Annotated in this window: 19 protein-coding genes; 6 read left to right on the forward strand and 13 right to left on the reverse strand. The window is 41.4% G+C overall.

Features of this window, described 5'->3' with window-relative positions; genetic code table 11:
- Positions 1 to 99: 99 nt before the first annotated feature.
- The 12 genes from rplS to ispH all read right to left on the reverse strand — a co-directional run bounded on the left by rplS (position 100) and on the right by ispH (position 10640).
- A complete protein-coding gene (gene rplS, locus E5Y90_RS12210; RefSeq protein WP_151204600.1) occupies positions 100 to 474 on the reverse strand; it encodes a 50S ribosomal protein L19 in 375 nt (124 codons plus the stop codon).
- Between the two features lie 190 nt (positions 475 to 664).
- The gene (trmD, locus tag E5Y90_RS12215) at positions 665 to 1405 is read right to left on the reverse strand and encodes a tRNA (guanosine(37)-N1)-methyltransferase TrmD (protein WP_174660314.1); all 741 of its coding nucleotides are present in this window, start codon (positions 1403 to 1405) and stop codon (positions 665 to 667) included.
- Between the two features lie 25 nt (positions 1406 to 1430).
- Entirely contained in the window at positions 1431 to 1979 is a 549-nt protein-coding gene (rimM, locus tag E5Y90_RS12220) for a ribosome maturation factor RimM (RefSeq protein ID WP_174660315.1), read from the reverse strand.
- A gap of 28 nt (positions 1980 to 2007) precedes the next feature.
- A complete protein-coding gene (rpsP, locus tag E5Y90_RS12225) occupies positions 2008 to 2265 on the reverse strand; it encodes a 30S ribosomal protein S16 (protein ID WP_004974526.1) in 258 nt (85 codons plus the stop codon).
- A 139-nt stretch (positions 2266 to 2404) separates the two neighbouring features.
- Positions 2405 to 2890, reverse strand: a complete 486-nt coding sequence (locus E5Y90_RS12230) for a type IV pilin protein (RefSeq protein WP_174660316.1) — start codon at positions 2888 to 2890, stop codon at positions 2405 to 2407.
- Positions 2878 to 3342, reverse strand: a complete 465-nt coding sequence (locus E5Y90_RS12235) for a type IV pilin protein (RefSeq protein WP_174660317.1) — start codon at positions 3340 to 3342, stop codon at positions 2878 to 2880. Before E5Y90_RS12235 ends, E5Y90_RS12230 begins: the two co-directional genes overlap by 13 nt.
- Before the next feature lie 7 nt (positions 3343 to 3349).
- Positions 3350 to 6820 (reverse strand): pilus assembly protein, encoded by a 3471-nt coding sequence (locus tag E5Y90_RS12240; RefSeq protein WP_174660318.1) that lies wholly within the window; start codon positions 6818 to 6820, stop codon positions 3350 to 3352.
- A 14-nt stretch (positions 6821 to 6834) separates the two neighbouring features.
- Positions 6835 to 7647 carry a PilX N-terminal domain-containing pilus assembly protein gene (locus E5Y90_RS12245; RefSeq protein WP_174660319.1) on the reverse strand — a complete coding sequence of 271 codons (813 nt, stop codon included), beginning with the start codon at positions 7645 to 7647 and terminating at the stop codon, positions 6835 to 6837.
- The gene (locus E5Y90_RS12250; protein WP_174660604.1) at positions 7647 to 8558 is read right to left on the reverse strand and encodes a PilW family protein; all 912 of its coding nucleotides are present in this window, start codon (positions 8556 to 8558) and stop codon (positions 7647 to 7649) included. The genes E5Y90_RS12245 and E5Y90_RS12250 overlap by 1 nt, the downstream gene beginning before the upstream one ends.
- Positions 8555 to 9100 carry a type IV pilus modification protein PilV gene (gene pilV / locus E5Y90_RS12255; protein ID WP_174660320.1) on the reverse strand — a complete coding sequence of 182 codons (546 nt, stop codon included), beginning with the start codon at positions 9098 to 9100 and terminating at the stop codon, positions 8555 to 8557. The genes E5Y90_RS12250 and pilV overlap by 4 nt, the downstream gene beginning before the upstream one ends.
- Positions 9097 to 9528: a pilus assembly FimT family protein gene (locus tag E5Y90_RS12260; protein WP_174660321.1), complete on the reverse strand. Its 432-nt coding sequence runs from the start codon at positions 9526 to 9528 to the stop codon at positions 9097 to 9099. The genes pilV and E5Y90_RS12260 overlap by 4 nt, the downstream gene beginning before the upstream one ends.
- A 161-nt stretch (positions 9529 to 9689) precedes the next feature.
- Positions 9690 to 10640: a 4-hydroxy-3-methylbut-2-enyl diphosphate reductase gene (gene ispH, locus E5Y90_RS12265; protein WP_174660322.1), complete on the reverse strand. Its 951-nt coding sequence runs from the start codon at positions 10638 to 10640 to the stop codon at positions 9690 to 9692.
- 133 nt (positions 10641 to 10773) lie between these two features.
- Between ispH and gmk the strand changes: the two genes are divergently transcribed.
- The 6 genes from gmk to bfr all read left to right on the forward strand — a co-directional run bounded on the left by gmk (position 10774) and on the right by bfr (position 15639).
- The gene (gmk, locus tag E5Y90_RS12270; protein ID WP_151206688.1) at positions 10774 to 11397 is read left to right on the forward strand and encodes a guanylate kinase; all 624 of its coding nucleotides are present in this window, start codon (positions 10774 to 10776) and stop codon (positions 11395 to 11397) included.
- 76 nt (positions 11398 to 11473) lie between these two features.
- The gene (gene rpoZ / locus E5Y90_RS12275) at positions 11474 to 11755 is read left to right on the forward strand and encodes a DNA-directed RNA polymerase subunit omega (RefSeq protein WP_004650579.1); all 282 of its coding nucleotides are present in this window, start codon (positions 11474 to 11476) and stop codon (positions 11753 to 11755) included.
- Between the two features lie 217 nt (positions 11756 to 11972).
- The gene (locus tag E5Y90_RS12280) at positions 11973 to 14078 is read left to right on the forward strand and encodes a RelA/SpoT family protein (protein ID WP_151204620.1); all 2106 of its coding nucleotides are present in this window, start codon (positions 11973 to 11975) and stop codon (positions 14076 to 14078) included.
- A gap of 75 nt (positions 14079 to 14153) precedes the next feature.
- Complete coding sequence (locus tag E5Y90_RS12285) at positions 14154 to 14537, forward strand: RidA family protein (protein ID WP_151204622.1); 384 nt, start codon at positions 14154 to 14156, stop codon at positions 14535 to 14537.
- A 212-nt stretch (positions 14538 to 14749) separates the two neighbouring features.
- Positions 14750 to 14944, forward strand: a complete 195-nt coding sequence (locus tag E5Y90_RS12290) for a bacterioferritin-associated ferredoxin (RefSeq protein ID WP_174660323.1) — start codon at positions 14750 to 14752, stop codon at positions 14942 to 14944.
- 230 nt (positions 14945 to 15174) lie between these two features.
- Positions 15175 to 15639 carry a heteropolymeric bacterioferritin subunit Bfr gene (gene bfr / locus E5Y90_RS12295; RefSeq protein ID WP_174660324.1) on the forward strand — a complete coding sequence of 155 codons (465 nt, stop codon included), beginning with the start codon at positions 15175 to 15177 and terminating at the stop codon, positions 15637 to 15639.
- Between the two features lie 362 nt (positions 15640 to 16001).
- Here bfr and E5Y90_RS12300 read toward each other — a convergent pair whose 3' ends face one another.
- Positions 16002 to 17636: a PglL family O-oligosaccharyltransferase gene (locus E5Y90_RS12300; protein WP_174660325.1), complete on the reverse strand. Its 1635-nt coding sequence runs from the start codon at positions 17634 to 17636 to the stop codon at positions 16002 to 16004.
- Positions 17637 to 17651 lie beyond the last annotated feature (15 nt).

The following is a 17651-nucleotide window of genomic DNA, read 5'->3' on the forward strand; positions in this document are numbered from 1 at the left end:
CGGCCAACAGATTAAAAGTACAGGCATATAAAATACTAAACTACAGATATAAAAAATGCGCCGATAGGCGCATTTTTTAACTCGTGATAAAACTTAAAATTAAGCTTTAACTTTACGAGCTGGTAATTTTTCACGGATACGCGCAGCTTTACCAGACAATTCACGCAGGTAGTAAAGTTTAGCACGACGAACGGCACCACGACGTTTCACTTCAACTTTAGCTACGATTGGAGAATGTGTTTGGAAAACACGTTCAACACCAACACCGCTAGAGATTTTACGAACTGTAAACGCAGAGTTTAAACCACGGTTTTTGATCGCAATTACCACACCTTCAAAAGCCTGAAGACGTTCACGATCGCCCTCTTTTACTTTTACAGAAACAATAACTGTATCACCTGGTGCAAATTCAGGTAGATCTGTTCTTAATTGTGCATTTTCAACTGCTTGAACTAAAGGATGCTTACCGCTCATGGGGTATCTCCGATTAGCGCGGGTCAGAAGGGGTCTGATATCCGCAGGGTATAGAGGCTAAAGCGCATGTTACCCATTAAACTTTTTCTTTATGCTTGACCACTTCAATACATAAAGAGCCGAATAAAATACTTAATTAAATTTAAGTATTTTGCTCAGGTAAAGCCTTAAAGCAGTGCTTTAAGTTTACTTACCTTTGCTCATCTTTGAGCCATTTTTTTTGCTGCTTGCTTAGCTCAACTTGCTCCACCAACTCTGGGCGGCGTTCAAGTGTACGCTGGTAACGCTGCAAAAACCGCCATTTTTCAATATTTGCATGATGCCCGGACTTTAATACCTCAGGCACATCCAAACCTTCAAAATGATCTGGCTTGGTATATTGCGGGCAGTCTAACAGACCGTCCACAAAGGAGTCTTGCACATGAGATTGCTCATCAGACATGGCATTCGGAAGTCTCCGAATAATGCTGTCTAATAAAACCATCGCAGGCAGCTCACCGCCCGACAAGACGTAATCCCCGATTGACCATTCCTGATCAACATATTTCTGGATCAAACGCTCATCGACCCCCTCATAACGTCCACAGAGTACAATCAGACCGTCATACTGAACGAAATCCTGTACTGCTGCTTCGTTTAAGGTTTTACCTTGTGGTGACATATACACCACCGGTACATGAACCGCACCGGCATCACTTGCAAGCTCTTTGGCACGATGAATTGCTTTTGCCAGCGGCTCAGCCATCATCACCATACCCGGACCACCCCCAAATGGACGTTCATCCACCCGTTTGTAGTTGCCCGTCGCAAAATCACGTGGATTAATACAGTGAATCTGCATCAATTCCCGTTTTGCTGCGCGCCCGCTAATCCCGTAGGCTGTAATCGCTTCAAACATTTCAGGAAAAAGCGTAATGACTGCAAAAAACATCGCAGGCTCCTCTATTTCCGAAATATTAGTAATCTACGCCCCAATTTACGTAGATACGACCAGCTTCGAGATCAACATGCTGGACCACATCTTTGTGCCATGGAATCATTCGCTCTTCACCATCAACGCTCTCGGCAGTCGCACGAACCACCATAACGTCATTGGCACCTGTCTCAAACAGCTCATGGATTTGACCGAGGTTGACTTCCTGCTCATCGTCGTCCAGACCTAACACCGTTAGGCCTTTCAGATCAGACCAGTAATACTCGTCCACGCCTGCTTGTGGCAGTTGCGATTTTGCAATCCAGATATTTGCACCCACCAGGTTATCTGCTGCGGTGCGATCGCTCACACCTTTCAAGCTGACCACCAGGCCTTTACCATGGGGTTTCCAACGTTTTACATCGACAATTTGCCAACCTGCTTTGGTCTCAATATACCAAGGCAGGTAGTCAAATATGTTGCTCATGGGTTCTGTATTGGAATAGACCCAGAGCCACCCATTTAATCCATATGCTGAACGTAACTGTCCAATCTGAATACGATCTTCGGGAACATTCTGTGTTGGTGTCATGGGCTACCTACTACTTAATTCGTTAAAATTATGCAGCAGCTGCAGCTTTCTTAGCTTGAGCAGCTAAAGAAGCAACACGCTCTGAAGGTTGAGCACCTTGAGCCACCCAGTGAGCGAAACGATCAGCATCTAAACGAAGTTTTTCTGCTTTACCTTGAGCTGTTGGGTTGAAGAAACCGATACGTTCGATGAAACGACCGTCACGCGCATTGCGGCTGTCAGTTACAACGATTTGATAGAATGGACGCTTTTTAGCACCACCACGAGTAAGACGAATAACAACCATGATAGAACCTTATAGTTTTTACGGATTATCCCTGTATCGACCATCGACACAATTCAAACCCCTTTCATAGAGGGCCGTATTTTACGCGAAGTTCGCCCTGAATGAAAGATTAAAAAGTGGGTTGGCTACAATTTTAGGTTTAGCGCCCGTCCCAAGTCGAAGTGTTCATCAATGAAGCTGCACAATTTGTTAGCGTTGTTGTCTTTGACCAATGTCGGAATCCTTGATAATCAATACACATTGCACCATTCCCCCGCTGCGATTCTGACGTAATCGGATCAGCAATTAATACCCAACGTGTATAATTAGCTATTGTAGAACCATCCGATTTTATCTCAGCTGGAAAAACCAGACTCAAATTATAAAGACCATTTTCAGATATGCCTGAGATACCCAAGTCGCTTAAACTAATCGTTGTGGTAGCTGACTTTTTATAATGAAAATTTGCAATCTTATAACGATTAATCTTACTCACAGCCTCCATGAGTTCTGCTTGAGTATCTACTCGATTTACCCTGATCTTATAACCCTGATAGGATGGCAAAGCTATAGCAGCTAATATACCGATGATTGCCACTATGATCATTAATTCAATAAGTGTAAAACCGTTTCTTAATCTGTCCATGAAGTTTCCCCATTACAGTCAAGATCAATCCTACTACCTTGTACCTTTTTACATTTCAACCCTGTACTCGTCATGACAAATTGCTGCAATTTTGGATAACTCGCACTGGGGGTAGCAAGAATCACCCAACTTCTACCTGTTGCATCTGTATCTGTCAGTGCATTATCTGTGTCATCCCCATCTTTAACACTAAATGTATATTTAGCATTGGTAGAAGTCGGATAATAATTCATTCCATCTTCAATAGCATAATTCAGATAATTGAATTGGCGAGCCTTGTATTTTTCCAATTCGTTCGCAATATGCTGTATTCGCTGCTTTGCTGCAGACTCAACAGAACGCTGTATATAACTCTGATAACTTGGAAAAGCGATTGCAGCGATGATAGCTATCACCATCACCACAATCATTAGTTCAATTAGTGTAAACCCCTTTTTATATTCGTTCACCATATCCTCCTTAATTTCGCTCGTACCAGCTATAAGGAGTCAACTTTATTTTATTACGATATAATGTATTTAAAATTTTGTTGCTGCTAGGATTACGATTTTCTACAGGACCAACAATACTACGATAAGGCAATCCCTGGGCATCTTCACTTTGACCTAAAGTAATACCCAATAACCCTTTACCTAAAGTCATCGTATTACTATCTACTGTATCATCCACACCACATTGTCCATATGGCATACAGAAACGATGTGCTCGACTTGACCCATAAATCCCCGCACCACATGATTCTGTACTGCCTACACCTTCAGCATCAAATGTACTTACATATAAGTCAGAATCTAATAAGACCAAATCACTTTGAACTTTTTCTACAGCCTTACGGTTGTTAACTGAGGCAGAAGACGTAAATTCATAGTACCAACCCTTATAGGTAGAGTTTTCATTATAACCCTCGCCAGCAATATCATCCTCAGAAGCTAGCTCACGATCGTTATCCGTTATTTTTTTTAAGTTAGTTCGAGTTATGCTTGATGGACCTTTCGTTGAAGCCGCAGGATTTGTATCCATGACCGCTAAATCATAAATATTATAGATCGCATCGTTTAATAATTTTAGATTCTCTATACCACTTTCGCCATTAACCACATATTTTGAATCAATTACCTTACCTAATAACGGCGTACTACGGTTACCACTACCAATACTCACCACCGCAAACATACCTGTCGCATTACGGTATACACTGAACGTTGGCATTTCATAGAAACGCGGTGCATATTTCCCTGTTTCTTTGAAATCCGCTAAACGAGTAATTTTAGCAAAGTCTGCTTTTGCGTCAGAAGAGCTATGATTAGATTTCAAATCAATACGGAATACCTGTCCACCCAAATCACCAAAATATAAATGATCTACATCACCATCACCTTCACGGTCAACTGCTTTGATTTGGCTAACAACACTATATTCTAAACGAGATTTATCTCCAACAGATGCATCATAGGTCGACCATAACAAATTACCTGTGTCAGCATCAAACATGTAAACACCAGCACCTTTAGTCGTCTTTCCTGCTGTAAAATTCTCATATTGTGGGTCATAACCCCCACCGACCAACATGACTAGTTTGCGTTGCCCTTTCCACTGCACATATGCAATGGTTGGCTTTGACCAACTTTGCCCCATTTTGCTTAAATCACCATAAATAGTACCAAATACATCATTTGTTTTATAAACTTTGCTAGATTCAGGATCTATGCGGAATTTAATTTTCGGTTGATCAATATCTGTTAAGTCCAATGCATAATAGCTTGAACCGCCCATTCGCATGCCACCATAAACCCATTGTTTACCTTTTTTACCTGATGAAGGATTGACCTCAAATTTATCGGAAGTAGTGTTATAGACATATTCTGTATGTGCTGTCCATGCACCATCAATACCATAATAGAGTTGATCCATACCATTACCTACAGTATTTGGCTCACTTAATAAGGCTTTCGGCTGAGCCGATAACATCTCTTCCGGTAAAAAAGTAAATACCTCCTTACCACCATCATAACTCGCAGGTGTTACACCAGTAGCATATGTATCTGCTTCTCGTCCTGTCTTTACAACATGTAATGCACCTTGTGTCGTTCCAAATAAGATATAGTCATTGCGATCAACAGTTTCATTCGATTTTTTAGTATCGCTATAAGTGATTTTTCCTGATTGGGTTAATAACACTGGTGTAGAGTGCATGATTGCACCTATCGAGCGGTTTTGCTCCTTGTTCGCTAAATTTGTGAGTTCTAGAGAATCTAAAGCAGCCAACTCATCCAATTCAGTTTCTGTTAAATCATAACCAAGCGCTCCCAACAGGTATTTATTATTACCTGTAGCGATTTTTTCTTGCATGTATTTCAGGTTAACTTTCTGAATTGAACCACCAGCATTGGTATAAACAGCTCGCGCAAAATCAGTACCATCAGTAAATGTTTGCAAATTCAGTTTACTCAGTAAACCACCATAAACCTGCAAATCAGCAGAGGCACCATTTACCCATAAATCTTTAGTTGAAGTATTTAGCTCACCATCTGCACCAAATACTTTTGTATTGGACTGGCCAACAAGCACACCATCTTTAACCTTAAATTTTTTTAAATTGCCAAACCAAGCTTCAAAGTCTTCAGAAGGTTTCGGTTGAAATTGAGGGAAATAGGCATAAGACTGAATCGCGATTGGATTAAGATGGTCTTGAGGAATTGCAGCAGTACCTGTCGTGATTGCTGGAATAGGCACTTTAATTGATTCAACAAAATTCTGTACACTATTTACAATATCAGATGTATTAGAGGCACTATACCACCCTCCCTTTCCTTTCACTGCGGCTTTCGCTGCGGCAAGTGTATTATCTTTAAAGTAATCACTGAGCATCTTATCCGTATATGTAGTTTCAGGATTATAAACAACATTATTTCCTGTTGTTTTATGTGCAAAATTAAATGCTGTGCCAAAACCCACAACGGCTGTTTTAACTTCAGCACCTTCAGTATTTTTTCTCTCTTGTAGCTTTTGAGCTATAGCTTCTACACAAGGCCAAGATTGACTATCACTAGTACCATAACATTGTGAAGTTGTCACCTTTTCTGTTAATTTAGGGTTTACTGTTGTTCTTGCTGTTCCTGAGTTATCAACTGATGGATCACCATCAGTTAAATAATACATCCCATAACCGGCACAAGCTGTTTCCACTCTAGACATATGATCTACTAGATCTACAGCAGCTCTTGAATAAGCACGTGCAATTGGAGTCCCTCCTCGTGCTTGCCAATTTTTTGCATAATTCAGTAAAGTTTCTCTGTTTTCAGTCTTAAGTGTCAAAGGTGATGTTTCTGTAGAGGGTGTTGCATTATAAAACTTAGTGAAACCAATGGATGCAGTATCTGGCAAAGGCGTGTTAGTCGTAGCAATTTTACCTCCATCCACTGAAGAGTTACCGCTAATTAGATCAAACATGCTGCGAACGAGCATTGTTACTCGGTCAGGGCAACTATAAGCCATTTCATCATAATTCACCCACTTACCGGATTGCCACCTCCTAAAAACCCTTACCTCTTTCATACATGTTTTAGCTTCAACTTCTCGATCAAGCTTAGTTTTTAGAGTGGAGCTTAAACCATTGTAAGTTGTTTGAGAGATATAACAAAATGTGCCGTTATAATCAAAATTCTTATTATTAAATCTAGTCCGTACAACTTTCGACTCACTAGTACATGAAGTACTTGTACCTCCAAAAAAATCTTTTTGTACTGATTGGTCCACAGATTGAGACATTGAGCCAGACAGATCCAGCACAAACATGAGCGTTGCACCACCAGTTGTAGGAGCTTTATAAATTTCAATATCACTGGCATAGGTCATACTAGTTTGGCAAATAATTGCTGTACTTAAAGCTGTTAACCCTGTGACTAAGCCATGTTTTGTCTTATTTTTCATTGCTATGTCCCCAATTATTTAACAATATTTTGCATGAGTGAATAACGTGCTACCTGCGTGTGAGTAGGCACCCCTAAATCAATTAAACACTGTGAAACTGTTAATTTTGCCAAACGAATTGCTTCTTTTTCATCTTCAGTTGAATCTTCCGTAATTTCACCTTGGAGTGACTCTGCTCTGGTTTCAGGAATTGCATTAAAATGATTACTAAAACAGTTTTTTATAGCTGACGATAACTGATTGCTAGTTAAATTAGTATTTTCAGAAAGATTGGGGAAAATTGTAGTCGCCACAACCGTATATAACTGTGCTGGATCAGCTTTTGCTGTTTCAACATCTGTTCCAGTTTGTATATGTTGGAAAGCAGCCGCTTCTGACATATCCGCTGCTTTAATTGCAACTTGCGTCATCACAGTTTTTCGATGAGTACTGAAGTATCCCGAATCAATCTTACAAAAACCGAGTTGACTCAAACCGGTATTGGTTACTGTATTACCATCCCAGTTAATTAAACTCGCTTTAGTAAAATCAAAAAAATTAGTGTCACCGGCCTTATAACAAAAAACCAATTCTTTACCAGAGTCGTCTTCCGCCTTAATGAAGCCAAACATGCCATTCAATGCCATTTGCCTACTTAATTCACTTGGATTTTCTAATTGAAATAAAGCTGCGTCTGAGTTTTGCAACATGAGCTGCTGCGCCTGACTTGCTGTAGCTACTCTAAGCTGTGTAGTACTAGAACGAATTGCTAAAGCACCTATTACTGTAATAGCCACCAACAGCAGGAGAACGACAATGAGAGTAGCACCATGTTGTGTTTTATACATTATCGATCCCCCAAAGCATTGCGTAATGCCACGGTCTGCACTATCGGAGTCCTTAAATAACGTCTAGGCTGACCTGAATTTAACGTTACTTCAAAATCACTCCATAATTTAAATGTTGGCGCAACAGGCACTGTGCTCTCTGTAGTAGCATCAGAAGCTCTGGAAATCACAGCCAATTGTACCGATAAAATACGAGGTTGATCTGAAGTAAGATCTGCATAATCCTCCAAAGTCATATATTTTTTTGCACTTCCATCCTGTACTAAAAATCTCACCTTAAATAACTCAACTCTTTTTAAAATAATTTCACCATTGTTATAAAGTGTTGAATCTAAAGTTTCTGTAGCACCCTCTTCAGGGATGCTATATCTTCCTGCAGCACAAGCTAAAACTTTTTTTTCCTGGGCTGTAGTTTCATGATTAGCAGGGCTATTGTCTGCTCTTACAAAATATCGTTCCACAATAAACTCATCTCGTGAATCAATTTTCCCACCAGCACAATCAAATCCACCAACTTCAGCAGGACGATATTGAATGACCAACTGGTCATTTTTCACTGCACCAGTACTTACAAAGTTACTTTCATCTTGCGTAGTTAAGGAGCTGTACTTATCATTAAAGTCTGCATGACCAGTGACCCCACTTGGTAGGTTATTTTTATTAAAAATAATGCCTGACTTAGCAACATTAGGCTTTACTGTTGCCAAATTATTATTCAAATTAGCCATGCGAATATGAGATGTCAGATAGGACAGACCAAAACTTTGGTCATCCTGCAACCTGTTCGCACTATTCTGCAAAACGAGATTTTTCTGCCCAGATAAAAACAATAAAGTTGCGCTAGCAGCAATAATTAAACCTAATGCCATCGCAATCATGAGTTCAATGAGCGTAAAACCAGTTTGTTTCATTGGTAAAGCTCCATAATCACACAGGTCGATTTAATATTGTATGAAGCTCCATTTGTACAATCTGTTGTTCCTGCATCATTTGTTGCAGATGTATTTCCCCAAGCAACATATACACAATAACGCCCATTAGTTGTACTTGAAGTGGATTGTTTTGGACATTGCATCAAATTCATACTCATACCTAAATTTTGAGCAAAAGTAACAATTTCATCTACGTCATAGTCTGCTAGCTCAGCACCACTACAAAATTCAATACTACAATCCTTGGAATCTTCATTATTTATTTGTTTAGAAGCATTTGACATTTCTGTAAGATAGGATGTAGGGGTTGTGCCAAATGTCCATCCATCCCTATTAACACGGATACGTTCAGCCAGATCACGGGCAATATTCATTGCCTGTACACGCTGAGCACTTTCTGCTGTCGCCTCTAATGCCCTCATTTGTAGCATTACATATCCAAGTACACCTATTGCCAGCACAACTAAGGCAACCAATACCTCAATCAGACCAACACCTTTTTGATGATCTTTTGAAATCATGTACAAGCTCCCTTTTCAACCTTATGTATTTGTCCCAATGCTGTTAACGTAATTTTTATTGATTCACTGCTACCCGTATTCTTACAAACTTCAATTACATCAAAGGTAGAACGCAAAAAACCTTGTTTATCAAATTCGACTTCCGTGTCAGACGCATTTTTTAGCCGCGCTGAGCCTTCACTAATCCAGTTAAAAATAGGTGGATTATCTGTCCCAGCAACGTTTAGCTTTAAAGTAACCCCTTGATGATTCAATACTGCATAAGTACGTGCTTGCTTGATCTTATCGATCAAGGCATTTGCATTTGACTTAAATTTTTGGTTTTTTATCATATTGCCAAATGATGGCGCCGCCATCATCGTCACAATTACTAAGATCGCAATCGTCACCATCAACTCAATCAGCGTAAATCCCTTATTTTTCTGCATGCGCCCCCCAGCAACAAAACTTTACCCTATTAAAAATCTTATTCTAATTGTTTACAGAAACCACACATTACAAGATAAAAGGCATAAAAAAACGGATAACTGTCATTTGGCAATCATCCGTTAATTTTTGAGTAAAATTAAACTGTTAACTACAACACCTTTTAAGCCTGAGTTACAGGAATGCGCAACTCTTTGGGCAAACTAAAAGTGATATTTTCTTCACGTCCATCCAGCTCTTGAGGTGCCAGTGCCCCCCAGTCCTGTAAACGCTGAATGACTTGTTTAATTAGAATTTCTGGCGCAGACGCTCCAGCGGTAACTCCAATTTTAGTATTCTCAGTAAACCAGCCTTGTTGCAGCTCATCCGCATTATCCACCAAATAAGCTGCTTTCCCCATACGTTCAGCCAGTTCACGTAAGCGGTTTGAGTTAGACGAGTTTGGCGAACCGACCACCAGAACCACATCACAAGCAGATGCCAGATCGCGCACCGCATCCTGACGGTTTTGCGTGGCATAACAGATATCATCCTTACGCGGTCCCTGAATATTCGGAAATTTCTGGCGAAGCGCATCAATGACTTTAGCAGTATCATCAATGGACAAAGTGGTTTGTGTGACAAAAGCGACTTTATCAGGATTACGTACAGTTAAAGCGGCGACATCCTCTTCATCTTCAACCAGATAAATTTCACCACCCTTTTTCTTGTCGTATTGACCCATGGTGCCTTCGACTTCCGGGTGGCCTTCATGACCAATTAAAATGGCTTCAATCCCTTCACGGGCATATTTGGTCACTTCAATATGTACTTTGGTCACTAGCGGACACGTCGCATCAAAAACTTTCAGGCCACGACGCTCCGCTTCTTGCTGTACCGCCTTAGATACTCCATGTGCACTAAAAATCACAATATTGTCATCTGGTACTTCATCGAGTTCATCGACAAAAATCGCGCCACGCTGACGCAGGTCATCCACCACAAATTTATTATGGACCACTTCATGACGCACATAAATGGGTGGATTAAAGCATTCTAGGGCCCGGTTCACAATCGCAATTGCACGATCAACACCAGCACAGAAACCACGCGGGTTGGCTAAGACAATTTCCATAGAATCCTCAATACTCACACCATTTTTAGCGGTTCAATTGAAATAAATGTAAACATTCGACTCACAACTATTTAGTTTAAAGCCGGTCTACTCTAAAATAGAGAAGATATTTTATCATATCAGGAAAAATATCATGTCGGGTCTCTTGTTTGTCGTTTCCGCAGCGTCTGGAACGGGCAAAACATCCCTTGTTAAAGCCTTACTTGAGCGTGTCAACAATCTTCATGTTTCTGTCTCTCATACGACACGCGGTCAACGACCTGGCGAACTAGATGGCGTACATTATCATTTCTCGACCAAAGAAGATTTTTTAAATCTGGTCAATCAAGGCGGTTTTATTGAATACGCAGAAGTATTCGGTAATTACTATGGTACGGCTCAGGCCACAGTCCAGGAACAGCTGGCCAAGGGCCATGATGTTTTACTGGAAATTGACTGGCAAGGCGCACAGCAGGTACGTCGCTTATTTCCTGAATCCAAACAGATTTTCATCCTGCCGCCAAGCCAGTTTGACTTGCGTCAACGCCTCTCCAACCGCGGCACCGACTCTGTCGAAGTAATTGAACACCGTCTCAGCTGTGCAGTTGAAGACATGCAGCAATATGCCAATTTTGACTATGTGATTATCAATGACGACTTTAACAAGGCGCTGCACGACCTTGAATCCGTGATTATTGCCAATCGTCTGGTGGTATCTCAGCAGGCGCACCGTCATGAAAAACTGATCCAGGCTTTAATTACACCGAGCGCCGAGTGATTAAAACTTGAGTCTCTAGGCAAAGCCTTTTATACTGTGCAGTCTGTTAAAATTTACTATTCAAACGAGAATTCTTATGGCACGCGTAACCGTTGAAGATTGTTTAGACCATGTAGACAACCGCTTTGAGCTTGTACTAGTGGCAAGCAAACGCGCGCGTCAATTGGCACGTCAAGGCATTGAACCGACTGTGGAATGGGACAACGACAAACCGACTGTAGTGGCTTTGCGTGAAATTGCTGCAGGGCATGTGTCCAAAGATATTTTAAAACAGCGTGATCAGGATTATCAAACTTCGAGCCTGGATCTGGCACTTTCTGCAAACAACCTTAATCTGGATGGCTTTTCTTTCCAATAAGCCCTCCTCCTGAAAAAAGCCTAGTTTAAAACTAGGCTTTTTTTGTTTTCTGGCTTTTATATTTATGCTAGAACGGTTATAACTTAACAGTTAGCTCCCGAGTTTGTCCCGGTTTTCTGCTTTTAAGCATGAAAAAAATTGACAAGCTTTATGATTTCGATTTCATTAGAGCTTTCAGTTTTTTGTTTGTAAGAAAATCCAGTTTAAAAGGTGTTTTATGCCAGGGCCACAGGTCAGTCAAGCCAAGCAACAATTACATATCATTATCGACGCGTATTTAAATGAAAGCGAAGTCGAGCGTGTGCTTGCGGCTTGTGATTATGCAGATCTGGCCCATGAAGGCATTACCCGTAAAAGTGGTGAACCCTATATTCTGCACCCGATTGCGGTAAGCTGTATTTTGGCTCATATGCGGCTGGATACTGAAACCCTGATGGCCGCCCTGCTGCATGATGTGATTGAAGATACTGACTTTAACAAAGATGATATTAGCGAGAAATTTGGCCGTACCGTTGCAGAGTTGGTAGATGGCGTCACCAAACTGAGTCATTCCAGTGATAAAGAATATAATAAAGCTGCTTCTTTTAGAAAAATTCTGCAAGCCACTTTACAAGATCCACGTGTCATTATTATTAAACTCGCTGACCGTTATCACAACATGACCACTTTAGAGTCATTGCGGCCAGATAAACGCATGCGGATTGCACAGGAAACCTTTGATATTTTTGTGCCGATGGCGCGTATTGTCGGCATGAACGAAATGGCCGACAATCTGGAACACCTGTGCTATCAGAATCTTGATTTGGATATGTTTAATAATGTTCAGGATGCATTATTACAGACCAAACCGAAACGCTGTGAATATCAGAGCATCTGGGAGGTCAATCTGGCCGAACTGCTACAACAGCATCACATTCATGGTCGTATTAAAAAGAAAAACAACAATATCGAGCTACTGCGTCACTTCGTCAAAAACGATATTGACTTACAAGAACTGACCCATAGCCATGCCTTTGAAATTATTTTACAAAGCATTGCCGACTGTGACCGCCTTGCAGACATTCTACGAGAAAACTTCCAGGTCCTGCATTATGAAGATCATATCCGCCGTCCACTACCTGGCGGTAACCAGTCACTGCTAATGCGCCTGAAAGGTGAAAAGACCACCTTGTCGCTTACCATTCAAACCGAGTTGATGCGCAAGGCTGCACGCTTTGGCGTAGTTCTGGGTGAAAATGCACCACAAGCCTGTCGCTCTGCCATTCAGGCTTCCATGCAAAACCTGAATGGTCTAATTGATGGGGAATGTGCCAAAACCACCTTTAGTGAATTACTGGATTATCTGCATCAGGAAAAAATCTGGGTCTATACTCCGCATGGGCATCTGCATGAATTACCCCAAGGCGCGACCGCGGTTGATTTTGCCTATGCTGCCAGTCTTTTCTTGGGCAACCATGCCATTGGTGCCAAAATTAATGGAGATACTAAACCGCTTTCCACACCACTCTCTAGCGGTCAGGTGGTCGAAATTATTACCGATGTGCTGGCAACCCCAAACCCCGACTGGCTCAGCTTTATTAACACCCAAAAAGCCCGTCGTGCCATTCAGAATATTCTGCGTGATCAGGATATAGACGAACAGCGTCTGGTCGGTCAGCAGGCTTTAAGTCGTGCATTAAAATTATTCCAGCGCTCTGTCGGTGATTTGACCGAGGCAGACTGGCACAATCTGCTGCAATGGCGCCATGTGGTCAGTAAAGAGCAGTTTTTTGAACAGATTGCGGTCGGGGACTTATTACCGCAACTGGTCGCCAATCACCTGTTCTCTCAAGACCAGCAACAGGAAGCCAACAGCTCGACTCGTCTGATCAAGGGAACTGAAGGTGTGGATGTCAAATATGCCCATTGCTGCAATCCGGTTCTGGGTGATCCGATTCAGGGGCATCTTACCCGTCGTGGCCTGATTGTGCATCGTTTACGCTGCCATAACCTACTGCATGAGCAAAACCAGCATCCTGAAAATATTATGCTCTTGCAATGGACCTCGGATGATCTGGAGGATGTCAACTTTACCGCCTATTTAAAGATTGATCTGGCGATGAATGACGAGCAGATTTCTGACCTGATTTACCAGTGCCGTAAAGCCAAATCTGGGGTCGAAATGGTACGCACTTACGAAGACAAAACCTATGTCAATGTCGTAGTGCATAACCGCAAGCACATTGCCCAGATTATTCGTGAACTGCGCATGCATTTTGGTTTCCCTCGCATCAGCCGTCTGGAACATCCCCTCAAGATTGCCGAAACGTCCAAAGCAAGTTAATCACTTAAAACGATAATGCTTTTGCCAGTTGAATTGATCTACTATGATGTATCTCGATGATAAAAGGAGAAATTGATGTCCCGCCAAGTGATCCATACTGAAAATGCCCCTGCTGCGATTGGCACCTATTCACAAGCCATTCTTGCTGGAGATACGCTTTATCTATCCGGCCAAATCGGTCTGGACCCATACAGTATGGAACTGGTTGAAGGTATTGAAGCACAAATTCGCCGCGTATTTGATAACTTAAAAGCAGTGTGTGAAGCTGCGGGTGGCTCGCTGGCGGATATTGTCAAGCTGAATATTTTCTTAACTGATCTGTCTCATTTCCAGCTGGTTAACCAGATCATGGGCGAATATTTTGCCCAGCCCTACCCTGCACGCGCCGCTTTAGGTGTAGCCAGCTTACCCAAAGATGCTTTGGTTGAGATGGATGGAATAGTGGTTATTAATCAATAATTTATTAAAAAACCCACCTCTTAAGGTCATTATTCTTTATAAGGTCTTAGGCTTGAGCGGAAATCTAATTGCATTCAGATTTCCGCTTAATTATATTATTTTTATTTAAATCACCAATCATAATAAATATTTTTTCAAATGATTTTTATTGACAAACGATAACAATTATCAATAATATTACTTATCTTATTTATTCACTGTGGTTGTATCCTATGTATGTTTGTCTATGCCGTGGCATTACAGATCAAGACATTAAAGATGCTATTGCAAATGGTGCAGAAAGTTATCGTGACGTGCGCGATATGCTGGATTTAGGTACTTGTTGTGGACGCTGTGCTCCAGAAGCACGCATGATCATCAGTGATGAAGTTTCCCAACTTGCAGCTCGTTTGGCGGTGGCTGCCTAAACCCGATAAAGATAAGAATAAAAAGTAAAATAAATGATTTAACATCATTTCCTCCCCCGCCTCTGACTCTGGCGGGTTTTTATTGTGAGTCATTCGCTGCAGCTGTACTTGATTGCGATTTTCATTTGCTGTTCTATAAATTACTCACCATCTTGCTGGAACATGTTTTAATATCCTATAAAACAACTTTTTACTTAGAAAACCAATCAGGTTTTAAATGGAGTTATGCGATGAAAGGCAATCGTGATGTGATTAATCAGCTCAATCAGGTGTTGTATCACCACCTCACTGCCATTAACCAGTATTTTCTGCATTCACGCATGTTTAATGATTGGGGGATTGAGCAACTCGGTTCGGCAGAATATAAAGAATCAATTCGTCAGATGAAACATGCCGACAAGATTATTGAGCGTATTTTATTTTTAGAAGGCTTACCGAATTTACAGCATCTGGGCAAGTTGTATATTGGCCAGCATACTCAAGAAGTCTTGCAGTGTGATGTACGCAAGGTCAAAGAAAATATTGAAACTATTCAGCAGACCGTTGCGCTGGCTGAAACGCACATGGACTATGTAAGCCGTGACTTACTGAAGGATATTCTGGACAAAGAAGAGGAATATCTGGACTGGACCACGACTCAGTTAGACCTGATTGAAAGTATTGGTATTGAAAACTATATTCAGAGCCAGCTCTAAGCTTAAAGTAAGTTAATAAAAAAGCCAGCAGATGCCACTGCTGTCCCACAATTTTAATTAGGCTCTCGTTTGAATGGCATGAAGTATCAAAAACAATTCGAGAGTTTTTTAAATAGATGATCTTTATTCATATATAGTTAAATATTACACAGCCTCATCTTTCCTTTAAAAGTTTAAATGGATTTGTACAGGCAACACCCTACTTTGGAAAGACCCAAAGTAGGCAAAAGTCTTTTATTACCCATACACGACGTCCTGTCGTGATGGGTAATGTGTGGCATCCCTGCCACACCCTCGTCACTTAAAGCCCCATTACTTCAACTATGAAGCAGCATTAAACAACTGCTGGCTTTTTATTGGCTTTATTTCGGCATCTCCTGAATCAGCTCCTCATAACTGACTTCGGTTTTTTGAATGACTTTTAAACGATTCAGCTGCTGCCGTGCCTCTTTTTCTTTCCCATTAAACGCCAGAAGTTTGGTATATTTCAGTAGATTGTATTTAGTCGGATAGCTCAGTACCATCTGCTCGCCTTGCATAATCTGTTCAGCAGACACTTTCGTATAAGGATTGAGTCGAATCCAGGCAATACGGTGATTAAACTCACTCAGCAGATAAACAGGTTGCTGATTGGTGATGTTCTCAGGCTGTTTTTCATAGCGGATACTTTGACCCAATTTTGGAACCACGGTATCGTAATCCCGATAAATTATAATCAGTAAAATTAATCCGAAAACGAAAATGAATTTCAGGCCGATTGATGGCATAACTATTACTTTAATTTTTGGATGTTGGGCCAGAACCGTACCCAGAATAAAACCCACCGGTAACAGGAAATAGGCATAGTGCTGTGGAAACTCAAACATGGCATGGGTGACAAAAGCCCCGATCATCAAGATTCCGATGACAGACTCTGGTGTGCTGACCCAACGTTGTAGCTGATAACCCAAATAACCGAAATAGGCTAAAAATGGCAGGCCAATAACCAGTCCATTCCAGAGCAAAAAGTCCAAAATAAAATTATGTGCACTGCGAATCCAGACTGGACCTTGTACGGTATCACTAATCGAGACAAAAGCCACACTGCTCTGATACCAGCCATAGCCAAACCATGGCTGCGCCTGAATGGCTGCCAGCATTTGCTGCCAGATCGCGAGGCGTGACATATCCCCCGTAGCACGGGAGACAACATCACGGCTTTGCACCACCTGGGCATCCATGACTTGAGTTGCTAACTGACTGAGTAATGGAAAAGCGATAATATAGGCAACAAAGAAGATGAACCAAGCAATACTGTAATACCATTTTAGGCGGATAATATCTTTATACTGGTAGAACGCCAGATACAGTATAATCGCAATCGCAGCCACCCATGCAGTACGTGACTGGCTTAACGCCACACCCATGACAATAATTACCGCACATGCAAATAGCCAATTGGTCTGGATTTTTTTCTTTTCATACAGATAAAGGCAGCTCATTAATGCCATGACTAGAAACGTCGCCATATTGTTTGGCTGGGCAAAATTAGCATAGGGCCGCTGTGTACCACTAATATTGACCATCCCCGGTAAAGTTGCATCCAGATTGGTCCATTGGCAAATGGCAATAATACCTGTGACAGTGCCCGAAGCCAGAAACACATAACTCAGATTGGTGAAGGTGTTTTCTTGGCCATAGTTCCCGGTTGAAAGGTGATAACCCAACACACTTGCCAGCCAAAAGCTAAAGACAAAAATAAAGCCCATCATGGCGATACTAAAGAAAAATACCTGTCCTGTGAGTAGCTGAATAAAAGATACGCCAGCAAGCAGCAGTAAAGGCAGGCTAACGACCGGAATTCTTAATTTTTCTTTTAGACAAACTGCTGCAATAGCGAACAGTGCAAAAAAGGCATACAGCTCACCGGTATAGGTGACCCAAGGACGGTAGTGAATGGGTACGAGCCATGCTAAGGAGATCAGGATTGCTGCGATGAGGGCGAGCGTGAATTTCATGGAAATGTCAGGCGG

It is taken from the genome of Acinetobacter sp. 10FS3-1 (assembly GCF_013343215.1).
Taxonomy (GTDB): Bacteria; Pseudomonadota; Gammaproteobacteria; order Pseudomonadales; family Moraxellaceae; genus Acinetobacter; species Acinetobacter lwoffii_C.